The following is a 14,756-nucleotide window of genomic DNA, read 5'->3' on the forward strand; positions in this document are numbered from 1 at the left end:
CCGTGAAACTATGCCGAGCGGGTTGCGCCAAATCCCGCAGCTATCCTGGCTTTCCCATGGATATGCGGCATAGTCCACGGCTCGGCATAATCTCCATTATGCCGCGCGCGGCATAAGGGGCTGTAGAAGGTGCAGACCAGCAGGACGCAGTGGTAGAGACGCTCAGTCGCCTGATGCAGCTGGAATGCAGCGTTGTTGTGCCGTCCTTTTTCGAGATTAAAGCGATAGTTATCCAAAAACTCGACCGAACTTGGCATCCATTCTTCAAAATATTCCTTCGCCATCGCCAGCGTATCGGCAGGCGTCTTCGGCTTGGGGCTGGCAAGCTCGCGGTCATCTGCCTCATAGAGGGCGATCCCGTCGAGGGCGATGTCCATGAAGAAGAAGCGTCCATGGGCAAGGCCCTGGTTCACCTGCTGGAGCGAATGGACGATGAAGTTGACGGGGGTGCGTAGCGCTGCGCGTACGGCATATTCGGCGTTGAGCCGCTGCTCGGCGGCGGCCCAATAGGTGTCGCGCTCGGTCAGTTCCTTCTGGTTGACGATGATCAGGAGATCGAAGTCCGAGACATAGCCCTTGGCGGTATGGGGTTCATCCACCCAGCCGCCGCGCGCATGGCTGCCATAGAGGATGATCTTGACGATCCGTCCCAGCCGCCTGCGTCCCTTGGCCTCGCTGTGCGCGTCCCCGAATTCCTCGAACAGGATCTGGAGGACGCGCTCCAGCTCTCGCTGCTTGGTGGGAGGGAGATGATCAAGGTCGGTACGCATGCGGAATTCTTCCTAACCGCTCGGCCCCCTTCCACCAAATGAAGATGGAAGAAGGCCGTCAAATTGAGACAATCAGGGGTCGGCCCCTCCGTCGAGCGCGCTCAACAGCTGCTCCAGCGCCCGGGCGAGATGGATTTCCACGGCATGGATGTCCTCCCCGATCAGGAAGGCGATCTCGGCAAAGCCGCGCCCATCGCGGGCATGCAGCAGATAGACGATCCGGGATAGCGGCGGTAGCTGTGCAAGGGCGGCCCGCAGCCGCTCCCGATCCGACGGCGACAGGGTGACGCGCGTCATGCCGCCTCCTCCCCGGTTTCTTCGCCCTCGAAGGCCAAGAGATAATCCGCCGCCTTGCTCGCCTGACTGGCGGCACGGAAGATCGCCTTGCTGTCCTCGCGCAGGACGGACAGCCACGCGCCCAGATAATCGGCATGGCGGACGGTTGGTACGATACCCAGCTCCGCGCACAGGAAAGCGCTGGCCATTTCGGCAATCAGTTCTTCCCGCGCATAAGCGGGGCTGCCAAAGCCCGTATTGGGGAGACGGTCGAGACGGGAAGGATGCCCCGTCCAGTGACCAAGCTCATGCAGGGCGGTCCGAAACCAGTTGATCGGTTCATGGAAATGTTCGGGCCGGGGCACGCGGATAAAATCGTCCTGCGGGGCATAATAGGCTTCCCCTCCGCCGACCCGGATATCAGCGCCTGTCGCGCCGATCAGCGCGTTCGCGCGTGGGATGATGAGAGCCTTGTTCCATGTCGTGACGGGGGAGGATGCCATGTCCTCGAGCCCCTCGCACTGGTCGATGTTGAAGACCGTGAAGCGCTTGAGGAAAGCAATCTGTCGCGGTTCGCCATCCGGTCCGGTCGGGACAGTATCGCTATCCTTGGGCGTGAAGCGATCCGCATAACAGACTGTCGTGCCCTGCTCCCCCTTGCGGACATTGCCGCCCAGTGCCTGCGCCTGCCGGTAGGTCAGCCAGCGTTGCGAACCATAGCCCTGCTCGAACAGCCGGTCCCACAGGATCAGGACATTGATCCCGGAATAGCGCCGCCCCGTTCCGGCATTGCGCGGCAGGCCCAGCGCCGCCTTGCCATCATCCCATGGCCGCACCCACGGCAGGGTGCCTTCCTCGATCTGTGCGACGATCCGGTCGGTCACCTCGCTATAGAGGCTCGAGCCCGTGCGCGCGGTCTTGTCCTGATGTCCCATGTCCTTTCTCCTTCCCGCATCGCACCGGCCGCCGGAGTGGCGGGGGTGGGCGGCAGGAGCGGACCGGCAGGCCCACCGAGCGAGGCGGGCTGCACCCAGGGGGCCGCAACATGAGTGGAGGAGTTGGGGCCAAGCCCCGACTTGCGGGTCGCCGCGGTGGGACTAAGGGGCAGCGACGCCCACCCCCGCCGCGCCGACAGGCCGATCAGACATTGACCGGACGTCATCGCGCCCATCGCGCGGTGTCCGCTGTCAGACCCGTCGCGCTGCCTTTCGCAGCGCTCCGCAATCCCGTGGCGCACGTTTGCCCAACAAAGCCAACAGCCCGCTTATCTCAGCTGCGGTCCTTGTTTCTGTGCCACGAAGCCGGGCGGCGGAGCCGCCCGCGAAATTTCAATCCCCCAAAAAAGGGCGGGGGTCATAGCGAAATGGCAGGCGACAGGTCACTGCCGCCTGCCAGCGTCTCGCTCAAGCAGCCTGCGGGACGGGTTCATCTTCCGCGATGTTCTGATGATCCTCGGTCGCATCCGCCGTTTGCGGTTCGCCCCGCTCGGGCTCCTGCGCCTCCTGCCCCTCGAGCAACGGCGAGACCGCTTCCCACCGCTCGACGCTGCCGACCCCGCCCCGCTCGGTATAGGCAGACGGCGGAAAGGCCATCCAGCGCGGCACCCAGCCAATGCGCTGTTCCCGTCCATTGCTCCCGGCAAGGCAGTCCCGCACGATCTGCCGCTGCACCTTCGCGGTTGCCCCGGCATTGGCCGACGCGGCTTCCTTCCCCGCCACATCGGCAAGGATATAGCCCATCACTTCCCGGTCGCGGATAAGGTCCAGCAAAACGTCGTCGGCCTGCCAGCATGAAGCCATGTCGATATTCAACTGGACGCCCAGCAGTTCGACCAGCGCCGACCCCGCTTCCAGCGTTTCGCCCATGACGATGGCGAGGATGCCCATCACCATGGCGTCATCGAGGTCGAGCAGTCGCAGATGGAGCGGGATCAGCTCCCGATCATAGGTGTGGCCGGTCACGGTCGGCGTGTCGGGATTGAGGCCCAGCAGGTTGAGCGCGATCCGCCGTTCCTTGTCGAAATCCGCTTCCGATGCGCAATTCTCGACGCTCTCCGTGATCGCGTCGGTCGCGCCCCGCTGCGGGGCAACGTCCACCCGCCAGAGCGACGAACCGGCAATGGCATGGGCGACCATCAGCCGCAAAGCGATGGCAGGGGCCGTACCGACCTTCGCACGTACGGCAGTGTGATGATGGAGATCGATATAGCTGGCCAGTGGCGCGGACAGTTCGGGTCGCACCGCCTTTTCAACGGTGCCGCCCTGTTCCAGCTTTCGCGCCTCCTTGAGGGTCACATAGCCCTCATGAAAGCTGACATCGCCGCCATGGCCCATGGTCACGTAGACGCGGCCGCCCTTGGCCTTGGGGCAGCGCTCATGCTCCCATGAATGAAAGGCCTCGCCCCGCGCCATGACGGCAACATCCTGCCACCCGGCGTCGCGATACCCCTCTACGCGCTGGGCAATGGCCGCCTCCTGCATCTGCCAGAACAGGTCCGCGTCAGCGAAATAGCTGTGATCGCCGAACAGGTCCGCCACGATACCGCCGGTATAGCCCGCCGGATCGAACAGCGCCTTGTCGGTCGCAATGGCGCTGCCGCCCAGCAGCCATGATTTGACATGATGGCCCATCGGCGGTCGGGCATCCTCATCGTCCAGCAGGGCCAGCCATTCACGCTGTCGGGCCTTTGACGCCAAGGTCAGATGCCGCACGGTGACGGCATCAATCGTATCGCTGCGATAGAGGTTGCGGATGCGGGGCAGAAGATTGCCCAGCGCCAGCGTCCGTTTCACCTGCAAGGCGGTGAGGCCGAAGGTCAGCGAGATATCCTCTGGCGACCGGCCTTCCTTGACCAGCCGCGTGAAGGTTTCCCAGCGCGTCACCTCGTCGGGATCGAGCCGGGCGATATTCTCGATGAGCGAGGCCTCCAGCGCCGCCGCATCGTCGCCCGCCTCCATGATCGCGCAAGGCAGCGGCTCCACGCTCCCCTCCTCCTGCGCTACGATCAGCGCGGCATGATAGCGCCGCTTGCCCGCGACAATCTCATAGGTGGTGGGACTGCCATTCTGCCGCACGATCAGCGGCACCAACACGCCCCGCGCCCGAACGGACGGCAGGATATTGGTCAGGTCCGGCGCCTTCTTCACGCCCCGCATGTTGGCAGGCGAAACCGAGAGGCAGGCAATGTCGATATGCTTGAGTTCCATGACTTCTACTCCTCTTGCACACACCGGACCCCGGAAAAGCGGGGTGGGCGGCAAGAGCGCACCGGAAGGCCCGGTAAAGCGGCGGGCAGCATCCGCAAGGACTGGAACGTCAGTGAAAGAGCCGCGCCACAGGCCGGCTTGCCGCCCGCCGCGACGGGCCTAGAGGGAAGCGACGCCCACACCGCCAGTCCGGGACCGGATCCACGCCATCGCTTGCCAGGCGATGTCCATCACGATCCGGCAAGGATCGCGCGTCAGCGATCGTCGCCCGCCAGGGCCGAGACTAGCGAAGCGAAGGCTCGGTGCAGCGAAGCGGAATAGAGCGCGGTCCGCCAAGGAGACGCCCTTAAATCATCCAAAGCAGAACAACTTACCTCTTGTCCGCACCCCTGAAGGCAGGCCATAAAGAGGCCAGATATCGGGGGATAGCCGGGCCATGGCCTTTGGGGTTTTCATTCATCGTTCGGATTCGATCTATGATGACAGCCCGGCAGAACGCTATCAGTTCCCCTCCCAATATCTCGGCCGTTTCTCCGCCTGCATCAATGACTGGATCGTCTATTATGAGCCGGTGAAGGTGCGGGGCTCACGCGGCTACTTCGCCGTCGCCAAAGTCGAACAGGTGATCCCCGACCCTCAGGCTCCCGGCATGTACATCGCCATGATCCAGCTGGGCAGCTATCTCGAATTTGCCAATGCCGTTCCTTTCAGCGGTGTCGATGGCCTGGCCGAACGCGGTCTCCTGAACGATGCCGGCAAGATTTCAGGCCGTGCGCAGTCGGCGGTGCGCCCAATCTCGCCTGCCGACTTCAATCGCATCCTCGATCTTGGCCTTGAGGATCGGACGCCGCTTCTGCCACGTGTCGGCGATCTCACAGTCCGGTCTGAGGAAGCCATCATGCCGTTTCTCATTGAGCAGGAACGCGCACGAACGGAAAGGCTCGTCTCCAGAGTCGATCGCGACCGCATTTTTCGGCGGGTTGTGCTCCAGGCTTATGATGAGCGTTGCGCCATCACCGGCCTCAAGCTCATCAACGGTGGCGGAAGAGCAGAGGCAGAAGCGGCCCATATCCGGCCAGTCGAGGCCGACGGTCCCGACGCTGTCCAGAACGGTATAGCCCTGTCCGGCACCGTCCATTGGATGTTCGATCGCGGTCTTATCAGCCTTTCTGACGATCTCGACATCATGATTTCTCGACAGGCCAACGACACCGACAGCGTAACCGCGCTGATTAACCGGAGCGGGCGCGCTAACCTGCCACTTCGGCTGATCGATCGCCCACACCCCCATTTTCTCGCCTGGCATCGTGACAATGTCTTTAAGCAGTGATGGGGGCGACGGATTGGCAGAAGCCGATCCAGCAGTCTGTTACGCCGCACGGCAAGATCTGAGCCATCCATAAGGAAGCGCTACCTATATGGCCCGCTACCGCCCAATCACATTGGAAGGACTGCTGATGCGGGAGGGAAGCCAACTCGTCCTGCGCATGGCCGATGGCGGTCAATGGCGTCTGCTGACGGTTGGTAGGCAGGACCATCTTCTCGGCCGTCATGTGCGCGTCGAAGGCGCGCGAGAGGCGCACGACATTGTGGCGGCTGACAGGATCATCGCCAAATGACGCTGACCCAAGAACAGGTGCCCTGGGGTGCGGCATCCATGCTCATCCGCACCCATGGCGACCATGCAAAAGCCTATGCCGACCAGAGAATTTCTGAACTGACCGCCATTGGTGACGTCGATGGCGTCGCGATGTGGAAGAAAATCGCTAATTGCATCAATCAGCTGAGCGGGTCAGGACCTTCAAATTAGCTGCGTCATTTGATGTTGCGCCTGGAGGGGTCTATCTCGCGCCAGTCGCCACCCGACAACCTGGCTGGCGCCCCTCCTATCGCCCATTCAGGAGCAACAAAAATGTCCGAACAGCCGGTCGCACAAGATACGCTTATCACCCTCACCGCCGACATCGTCGCCGCCCACGTTTCCAATAACAGCGTCAGCGTTGGCGATCTGCCGCAGCTGATCGCCAATGTGCATCAGGCGCTGACCGGCCTCGGCACGAACGAGCCGGAATCGCCTAAACTCGAACCTGCCGTCTCGATCCGCGCCTCGGTGAAGCCCGACTATATCGTCTGCCTGGAAGACGGTAAGAAGCTCAAGATGCTCAAGCGCCATCTGATGACCCATTATCAGATGACCCCGGCAGACTATCGCGCAAAATGGGGCCTCCCCGCCGACTATCCGATGGTTGCGCCCAGCTACGCGGCCACGCGCAAGGAACTGGCCCACAAGATCGGCCTGGGGCGTAAGCCCAAGGCCGCCGCGCCAGCCGCTAAGGCCCCGGCCACCCGCACGCGCAAAGCCAAGGCCGAGCCCGAGCTCGCCTGAGCGACACGCGGAGAAACCGAAATTTCACCATGGGGCGGCATGATGCCGCCCCATGTCGTTCAAGAAGCCCTTCCGCGCTGTTCCCGTTCGCCATAGCGCCCATTATGCCGCGCAGAGGCGCAAGCGTCGGCAAGTGGCGCTCGCCGCGAAAGTAGCCGCCGGCACCATGCTGGCCGCCGCCGTGGGAGCCGGATCATTCTTCATGCAGGATCGCGATGTTCCAGCGCCAGTAGAGCAACGCCAATCTGTCGAGGCGATCCCCTATACCCCGCCGCACATGATGTCGGCAGAGGAACTCGATGCGCAACAGCCGTCCTCTGGTACTGTAGCGCCGCAACAAGCCGTCCCAGCAAAGGCGAGCGGGAGCAGTTGGTCCTATCCCAATTGTCGCGCCGCCCGCGCGGCCGGAGCCGCACCGCTTTATGCCGGACAGCCCGGCTATGGCCCGCACATGGATGGCGATGGCGACGGCATCGCGTGCGAACCCTATCGCGGGCAACGCTAACCCCCCATCGTCAAACGGACATCACGATTGGCCAACGAACCGCTTCAAGCTATGAGCCAGTCCGAACCGGGGGATGACGCTGAACAGCTACGATCAGACAATCGCCGCCTATCATGATGCGGCCCATGAACTTGCGGAGCGCTATGACGCTTTGCCGTCTGGCGCGGCATTTCAGGCGCTCCAACCTCTCTTTCCATCATCCGGCCTCGCACTAGACGTCGGCGCGGGCTCAGGTCGAGATGCAAGATGGCTGCGGAGCCTTGGCTTCGATGTCGTTGCAGTTGAACCGGCGGAAGGATTTCGCCTTCATGCCGCAACCAAGCCAAATGACGGCATTCGGTGGCTCGACGATCGGCTGCCCTCTCTCGATCAGGTCCACCGTCTGGCGCTATCCTTCGACTTGATAACGATTTCGGCAGTTTGGCAACATATCGCTCCGGACGATCGCGCCCGCGCCTTTCGCAAACTGGTGACGCTCCTGCGGCCCGGCGCTGTCCTCGCCATGACACTGCGCTCCGGCCCTCCCCCTGCCGATCGGCCCATGCATCCAACCTCCAGTGGAGAGATTGAAGGCCTGGCCCGTGCGCACGGCATGGAAGTGCTGAAAGTTCAGGCATCCAATGATCTGCAAGGGCGAGATGGCGTCAGCTGGACAGGTGTTGCCCTCCGGATGCCCGATGACGGGACCGGAGCACTGGCGCTGGTCCGGGGCATCGTTCTCGGCGATGAAAAATCCTCCACTTACAAGCTTGGACTGCTGCGCGCGGTCGCCCGCGTCGCCGAACAGTCGCCCGCAGCAGCCCTTCCCGCGCCCGATCAACCAGACGCCGTTGAATTGCCGCTCGGCCTCGTCGCGCTTTATTGGGTCCGGATGTATTTGCCCTTGGTAAGACTGGGCCTCCCACAACTGCCCAAGAATAGCGGACCGTACTGCCTTGGCTTTGCCAAGGCAGGATTCCGTCGACTGCTGGCGGACGGGACCGATCCAGCCGAATTACGCGTCGGCACTGTCTTCGAACCCGATCGCGCCACTGCCATCCTTGCGGCGGTGAACGAGGCCGCATCCACGATCGCAACGATGCCGGCGAATTTCACACGGTTCCCGAATAGCAATCAGCGGGTGTTCGAAATCGTCCGGCAGCGCCGAACGAGAGCAGCTGGGATCGACCTTGATCTCCATCGCCTTCAGGCTTGGGGGACGCTGGTCGTGCCCGGCCATCTCTGGCGCGCCCTGTCCCGCTTCGGCGCCTGGATCGAGCCGATGCTCGTCGCCGAATGGAGCCGCCTCATGCGGACATACGCCGATCGGATGAGCCTTCCCGTTCCCCCTGGAATGGCCGAAGCCGCCCTGGAATGGCGCGAGCCGGTTCGCAGCACGTCGATCGCCCGTCTTGCCGCAGAAAGAATTTCTCGAACCGGCCGCCAACTCCAGTGCATCTGGACGGGCCAAAAACTGCCGCTGACGCGGTTGGATATCGACCATTGCCTGCCTTGGGCGGCATGGCCATGCAGCGATCTTTGGAACCTCGGCCCCTGCGACCGAAAGGTGAATCAGCATCAGAAGCGAGATCGACTGCCATCCGCAGCGATCTTTGCCGACAGTCGAGATCGCATCATTAGCTGGTGGGAGGAGGCCTATCTCGCCGACGATGCCTTGAGCGCTAGGTTTGATCGCGAAGTTGCCGCGGCATTGCCGGTCGAGAGGCGCGGCGACCTTGCCGATGTCTATTCAGCGCTAGATTGGCGCCGGCTGCGACTTTTGCAGGATCAACGGGTGCCGGAGTGGACAGCGGTCTGATGCGCGGCAGGTCAGCAGATGCTTTCGCAGGGCACGCCGTCCCCGTCTCCATCAAGCCGGCCGACGCCACATTCGTTCAGATAATGATATGCTTCCGCACAGCTATCCATCTGCCCGCACTTCCACTTGCCGCCACAGCTGGGGCCAGATCGCCGCGACGATACCGCTTCCAGTGGCTCTGAAGACGCCGATGACAGCAATCGCGCGGGTCTGGCCGCGGGCTCCGGCTCCGGCTCGCTCTCCGAGAGGAAGCGCTGCGCGACCCAGCAGTCTTCGCCGACGCGGTCCAACATGACCCACGAACCGCGTGTTTCGCCGGCCGACACGGTGTCCCCGCGCGTTAGTTTCTCGACCGCCCTGGCGTTCTTCTGCGGTTCTGCCCGACAATTAAGGGTGGCAGTAGTTACATACATCGTAACAGCTTCTGGGGCCGTTTCGGTCATTGCCTCCGACGGTTCTCCCGACGGCGTGCTGTCACTTTTATCCGCAGCACCACCACCACATTTGGCGATCGCTAATATCAGCAGGATGCATATGGCCATCAGACCCCAGCCGCTATTATCCGGTTTCCGCGCCATGATTTCTCCCCCCAAAAGGCCCGATAGTATAGCCGGAGGCCCCCTGTCACGCCCGGACAGTGCGTGATCGCCGACCATGCGTACGAATTCGCTCTTGAATGTCGGGGCGGAGCTGTTCACTGCCGTCAGCATCCACCAAATTCGACCTTCCCGCACACCCTTACGCGCACCAGCGGCTTCATACCGGCCCAAGGTAAGGAAGTGCCACTTCCAGTCGCTTGCTAGAAAAATTGTTGCTCTCGAACCCGGACGTCGGGGACGGCCAATCATCCAGTCGCGAATGACCCCTCAGGGGACTTAGCGGACAGTCTACTTCGGAGCGCCAAGGGTGCGTTAGCGGACGCCAAACAGCAGATCATGTGCCGTCCGCTGTCGCCAACATATCGGCCATTCAACTGCTGGGACAGCGCCTTTGGAAGCTACCCTTCGTTCACGGACATGCGAGTCTAAGCAATAGATCGTGGAGACCTCCTAAAGAAAGCGAATGAACCCCCTCATCTATCTCGATTTTTCACTTGCTTGTGACCTGACCGGCCATCATTTCGAATTGCAGGAGCCGCATTTCTGTGGAGGCGTCGAGTCAACGGCATGGGTTGGGACGACCTGTGCCTAAGTATTACTGGGGGGGGCTTACGTGAACGACTTTACGATTCTGAATGATTCAAGTGACTATTATGACGCGAAGGCTCTTCTGGCTCGACTGAGCAATGGGATGGTTGGATCCGATCGCCAGATTGTTTTCGTTGTCGGCTCCGCACTCACAGCGCCCAAGGAGGTAGGTGGACAGGGTGTGCCGGGCGTAGATGGCATTATAGATCTGATTGGAAGCGAACTGACCGATGATGAGCGCCAGGATCTCTCAAGGGCTATCGCCGGTGCTTCGAACAAATATCAGGATGCGTTTCACTTCCTCCTAGGGAGCAGAGGGCCTCAAGTCGCCAACCAGGTTATCCGCAAGGCCGTCGCAGCAGCCCGACTTGACGCTGTTGCGCGCACTTCCGGTTACGCGCTGACAGCTGACACGTCGGAAGAAGCTTGCCGCGGATTTGAGACAGATACGGCCGGCTGGCATCTTACACCTGGGGTAAGAGCGCTGGGCGAACTGGCTGTAGGATATCCCGGCAGGTTCGGAAAGGTCATGTTGACCACCAATTTCGATCCGCTGATTGGCGTCTCGATATCGGCTGCTGGCGGTACTTCGTTTCGAACGATACTCCACAGGGATGGAAACATCTCCCTGACCGAGGGTGACGGTTCCCATATCGTCTATCTCCATGGCTATTGGTTTGGCTCTGACACGCTGCATACGCCGCGCCAGTTAAATCAGGACAGGCCCCAGCTTCGGTCATCGCTCGCCAATCTTTTGCGAAACCAGATTGTTGTCGTGCTTGCATATGGCGGATGGGACGATGCGTTCACCCGTGCGCTCGTTGACGTGGTGGTCGACGACAATGCCTATCCCGAGGTCGTCTGGTGCTTCCGCGACAAAACGCCTCGCGTGCGCACCCAACTGCTCGACTTGCTGCGACCCGGCCTCGATCGGGGCAGGATTTCCTTCTACGCTGGCGTGGACTGCCATGATTTCCTTCCTGCTCTCGCGTCAAAGTGGCAATCGCTTGAAAAGCCGCACACCCCTAAGCGCGCATTGCCGCTGCGGCCGCCTGTTGCGGAACAGCAACCTGAAGGCCCTGCATCTGTAGAAAAGAAGGCAGTCTTCTCGGCCCGATATGCGCGCCTCGTAAACACTGAAGCGGATCGGCCTCCTGTCATAGACCATTACGTGGGTCGAAAACAGGATATGGAGGAGCTCATCGAAGCCAGCTTCCGCGTCGCGTTCATCACCGGTATGGGAGGCCAGGGCAAATCGGCTCTGGCAGCGCAGCTTTACAATAGCGACCATTGCCGCGAAAAATATGAATATCGTTTGTGGCGAGATTGCAAGGAGCAGAGTGAAAAGTTCGAAGATCATATCATAAACATGATAGAAGCTCTCAATGACAGCCGCGTTATGAGTAGTGAATTGTCTAAGCAAACGATCGAGACCTTGGCAGATTTGTTTTGTTCCCTTACTGATGGCCTAAACCTGCTGGTCATATTTGATAATGTCGATCATTATGTCGATTTGGAAATTGATACTCTGATTGGATCCGCGGGAGCATTTGTCTCGCGCTTCTTGCAAAATAAATCGGATGCGGTGCTGATTTTCACGTGTCGGCCTGCAATTGCGATCACGTCAGATGCCATGTACGGCAAGAGGCTCGAAGGACTCGATCTCCTGGCCACAAAGGAATTGTTCGGACTACGCAAAGCCCATGTCGCCGACGAAAGCGTGGCCGAGGCGCATGTCAAGACACAGGGTCACGCGTTCTGGCTCGATCTCCTGGCCGCACAGGTTGCGGCCCGCGCACCTCACGTGACCCTTGAGGAGTTGCTTACCAACATTGCTTCCGGCACCGGCGAGATTCCGGATGCGACCCTGCGATCGATTTGGCAGAGCCTGCGCGACCGGGAACAGATCGTTCTCCAGGCCCTTGCGGAAACGCTCCGGCCTGTTTCGGCCATCACTGTCTCGGACTATCTCCATTCACGAGCCAACTACAATCAGACAAGCAAGGCGATCCGCCTTTTGCGCTCCCTCAATCTGCTCGTCGTCAAGAAGCTCGACCAAGGAGATGAGGGATTTGAACTTCATCCGGTCATCCGCGCATTCATCCACAAGACCTTCAAACGATCCGAGCGCGTCTGGTACATCGACAAAATTCTGTCATTCTACGATGCCTTTTTTGGAACCCATTTGTCAGAATTGAGCAAAAGGCCTTCTGCCAGCACGGTGGGGCGGTGGTTTGAAGGCGCTGAGCTCTGCGTAAACGCGGGGCATTATGAGCGGGCGTTTGCGCGTCTCAATGAAGTGCGGGTCGCGCTGCGCACTAACGCGTCACCGGTTGAGTTCGTTCGGATTGCGCACAGTCTCCTGTCGGCTGTGCCTACCAAAGAATGGCGCGAATATGCAGACTTCGACGCGATATTTCGGGCCTATCATCGTAGCCTCGTCAATCTGGGTCGGCTCGAGGATGCGCGCACGGCGCTCGAGCAATATGAGGAGACATTGGAGGGGAAGGATGCCCGCTACATCAATTATTGCGACATGCAGACATATGGGTTCTGGATGAACGGGGATTATCTGGCTGCAATCAAATGGGGGAAAGATGGTGCGCGTCTGAAGAAGGATAGTGGTGTCGACACGCACTTTAGCTCGGAACATAATCTGGCTTTGGCCGAACGCGATTCCGGTGCGATCGACCCTGCGCTAGGCTATTTTCTGGGAGACGCGAACGTGGATCAGGTGCTCGATCCTGCCGTCTGCGATCAGGATCGCGGTGGCGCATTCTACGGTAATATCGGGCGCTGCTTTCATCTGATGGGCCAGGTCGACTCCGCCCTGATATGCTATGGCAAATCGGCCTTTCTGATCGAGAGAGAGCATGATGACAGCGATATCGAGAACCAGGCCTACATCCGGCAGTGGGTCGGGGATTTGTTGCTTGAGAAGGGAGAGGTGGATGCCAGCCTTTTCTTCTTTACAGCAGCGCTGGCTAAATGGCGCCTTGTTGCCCCTCCCAAGGCGGTGAAGCTCGAAAATGTTGTTGCACAGACATTCCCATCGGCAGAATTGCCGTCCCCGATACAGGCCGAGACATTCGTTTCACGCTGGATCAAGGCGGCTGGGGTTCATCAATGACCCTGGTCACACTCCCTTTAAAAAGGATGTATCGGATGGCTCCCGATGGGAGGCAACTGTTTGGGACGACGATATGAATAAAATCAGCAGGCGATATCTTGAGCTGCTTGATCAGTTAGCTGCTGTTCTGGCCACGAAGCGGCGGCAGGATGGACATTACTCCATGGCCGGGGATTATGTTGACGCCGAGATGTTTAACAACTGGAAGGTCAAAGCGCGTCATCTGCTTGCTCTGTCTTGCGGTGAGCAGTCGTCCCACTACCGAGGCTTCACCGAATTTGAAAATGGCTCGGGCTGGGGCACGAACCATTCGATCTTGCTCAATCTCAAGGCCGTGTTTGAGGCTGCCCACGAGGATTTCGAAGGTGGCTATCTTTCATCTGTCCGTAGCCTTGTCCAAGCGGAGCTCTTCAGCAATGAACTGGATCAGGCAACAGAATTGCTTGGGAAGGGCTATAAAGTGGCTGCGGCCGTGGTCGCCGGCGTTGTGCTTGAAACATCCTTACGGCAGCTTTGCGAAGATGGCGGTATCACACCTTCCAGCCTTAACAAGATGAATGCCGATCTCCTAAAGGCTGAGGCCTATTCGCTTCTTGTGTCAAAGCGGATCACTGCTCTTGCAGATATTCGCAACAATGCCGCGCATGGTCATTCCGATGAATTCACGCATGATGATGTCCGCGACATGATCGAAAAGACTGGGTCATTCGTCGCCGATCATATTCGGTGAACGGGTTGACCTTGTCCGACCGATTGATGGCTTCGAGACGTCGGATGATCGAGCGATTTCTCACCATAGTCGGGCCAGCCACGGACTGCAGGACGACCGATGTCTATGGCACGCAGAATATCCGCAGATTGACGCCGACCGACTGGCAGGTCGAGTAGGTGGACAGTAGAAGGTGATGAAACTGCAGCACATGGGCTTTGGGCGTCGCTCTGGAAAACTCCCTTTTCGCCGCCTTTTTCGATAGAATTGCGCCGCCAAGGATCATCCACATTTCCCGCGTTGCGGCCGGATTGGCGCGAGCGGCCGTAAACGCAGTGCGAAAAGCTTGTGCGGTGGTCCCTTGACGCATCCTGGGGACTTCGGCGCCATTGAGTTTCCAGTCCTTGTCCCATTTTTCCAGGGACCCTGGCAAAGCTTGGGTGTCTGCCTTGAGGTAGGCGAGATTCTTAGCCACCTGACCGCAGACATCATAAAGATCGGAAGCTGACACACCAGTATCGCCCTTGGCCGGCTTCTTCCCTTTGGCGGCGATAAGAACGATCCTGGGCTGATTGCTGCCACTGCCTGTGTCGACACCAATGAAGTCGGCCGCTTCCTGGCCGATGTCATCGCAAATGAGGAGGGGAAAGGTGGGCCCCAATGGAGTCGTGGGCGCACCTGGTGTGAGGATCAGCGTGCAATAGGCACCCCCTTCGTGGGGTGATCGGCGTGCAAAAAGGACCCCTTCATCCCGGGGATTTAGTCGGCCGACTGGTTTTGATCAGTTGG

14 protein-coding genes are annotated in these 14,756 nt (G+C 60.1%); 8 read left to right on the forward strand and 6 right to left on the reverse strand.

Annotation, left to right across the window (positions count from 1 at the left end):
• Window positions 1-8: 8 nt before the first annotated feature.
• The 4 genes from A7Q26_RS16745 to A7Q26_RS16760 form a co-directional block, all read right to left on the reverse strand.
• Window positions 9-770 carry a hypothetical protein gene (locus tag A7Q26_RS16745; RefSeq protein WP_066861767.1) on the reverse strand — a complete coding sequence of 254 codons (762 nt, stop codon included), beginning with the start codon at window positions 768-770 and terminating at the stop codon, window positions 9-11.
• A 72-nt stretch (window positions 771-842) separates the two neighbouring features.
• Entirely contained in the window at window positions 843-1,067 is a 225-nt protein-coding gene (locus A7Q26_RS16750) for a sigma factor-like helix-turn-helix DNA-binding protein (RefSeq protein WP_066861770.1), read from the reverse strand.
• On the reverse strand, window positions 1,064-1,981 hold the full coding sequence (locus A7Q26_RS16755; RefSeq protein WP_066861773.1) for an ArdC family protein: 918 nt from the start codon (window positions 1,979-1,981) through the stop codon (window positions 1,064-1,066). The genes A7Q26_RS16750 and A7Q26_RS16755 overlap by 4 nt, the downstream gene beginning before the upstream one ends.
• 468 nt (window positions 1,982-2,449) lie before the next feature.
• Window positions 2,450-4,252, reverse strand: coding sequence for a ParB/RepB/Spo0J family partition protein (locus A7Q26_RS16760; protein ID WP_066861776.1), 1,803 nt, complete (start codon window positions 4,250-4,252; stop codon window positions 2,450-2,452).
• 571 nt (window positions 4,253-4,823) lie between these two features.
• Between A7Q26_RS16760 and A7Q26_RS16765 the strand changes: the two genes are divergently transcribed.
• The 6 genes from A7Q26_RS16765 (at window position 4,824) to A7Q26_RS16790 (ending at window position 8,941) form a co-directional block, all read left to right on the forward strand.
• Window positions 4,824-5,582, forward strand: a complete 759-nt coding sequence (locus A7Q26_RS16765; protein ID WP_232313842.1) for an HNH endonuclease — start codon at window positions 4,824-4,826, stop codon at window positions 5,580-5,582.
• 88 nt (window positions 5,583-5,670) lie between these two features.
• Window positions 5,671-5,871, forward strand: coding sequence for a DUF5818 domain-containing protein (locus A7Q26_RS16770; protein WP_066861782.1), 201 nt, complete (start codon window positions 5,671-5,673; stop codon window positions 5,869-5,871).
• The gene (locus tag A7Q26_RS16775; protein WP_084439175.1) at window positions 5,868-6,062 is read left to right on the forward strand and encodes a DUF6961 family protein; all 195 of its coding nucleotides are present in this window, start codon (window positions 5,868-5,870) and stop codon (window positions 6,060-6,062) included. The genes A7Q26_RS16770 and A7Q26_RS16775 overlap by 4 nt, the downstream gene beginning before the upstream one ends.
• A 102-nt stretch (window positions 6,063-6,164) precedes the next feature.
• On the forward strand, window positions 6,165-6,638 hold the full coding sequence (locus A7Q26_RS16780; protein ID WP_066861785.1) for a MucR family transcriptional regulator: 474 nt from the start codon (window positions 6,165-6,167) through the stop codon (window positions 6,636-6,638).
• Between the two features lie 52 nt (window positions 6,639-6,690).
• Window positions 6,691-7,143, forward strand: coding sequence for an excalibur calcium-binding domain-containing protein (locus tag A7Q26_RS26030; protein WP_232313843.1), 453 nt, complete (start codon window positions 6,691-6,693; stop codon window positions 7,141-7,143).
• 73 nt (window positions 7,144-7,216) lie between these two features.
• Window positions 7,217-8,941 (forward strand): class I SAM-dependent methyltransferase, encoded by a 1,725-nt coding sequence (locus tag A7Q26_RS16790; RefSeq protein ID WP_066861788.1) that lies wholly within the window; start codon window positions 7,217-7,219, stop codon window positions 8,939-8,941.
• Window positions 8,942-8,952: 11 nt separating this feature from the next.
• On the opposite strand, the gene A7Q26_RS25680 is transcribed toward A7Q26_RS16790, so the two are convergent.
• Entirely contained in the window at window positions 8,953-9,519 is a 567-nt protein-coding gene (locus tag A7Q26_RS25680; protein WP_198162965.1) for an excalibur calcium-binding domain-containing protein, read from the reverse strand.
• Window positions 9,520-10,153: 634 nt separating this feature from the next.
• Between A7Q26_RS25680 and A7Q26_RS16800 the strand changes: the two genes are divergently transcribed.
• A complete protein-coding gene (locus A7Q26_RS16800; protein WP_157102583.1) occupies window positions 10,154-13,258 on the forward strand; it encodes a tetratricopeptide repeat protein in 3,105 nt (1,034 codons plus the stop codon).
• Window positions 13,259-13,331: 73 nt separating this feature from the next.
• The gene (locus A7Q26_RS16805) at window positions 13,332-13,988 is read left to right on the forward strand and encodes a DUF4145 domain-containing protein (protein WP_066861797.1); all 657 of its coding nucleotides are present in this window, start codon (window positions 13,332-13,334) and stop codon (window positions 13,986-13,988) included.
• Window positions 13,989-14,091: 103 nt separating this feature from the next.
• On the opposite strand, the gene A7Q26_RS16810 is transcribed toward A7Q26_RS16805, so the two are convergent.
• Window positions 14,092-14,628, reverse strand: coding sequence for a hypothetical protein (locus tag A7Q26_RS16810; RefSeq protein ID WP_066861799.1), 537 nt, complete (start codon window positions 14,626-14,628; stop codon window positions 14,092-14,094).
• Window positions 14,629-14,756: the final 128 nt, after the last annotated feature.

Origin of the sequence: Sphingobium sp. TCM1 (assembly GCF_001650725.1) — a bacterium.
Taxonomy (GTDB): Bacteria; Pseudomonadota; Alphaproteobacteria; order Sphingomonadales; family Sphingomonadaceae; genus Sphingobium.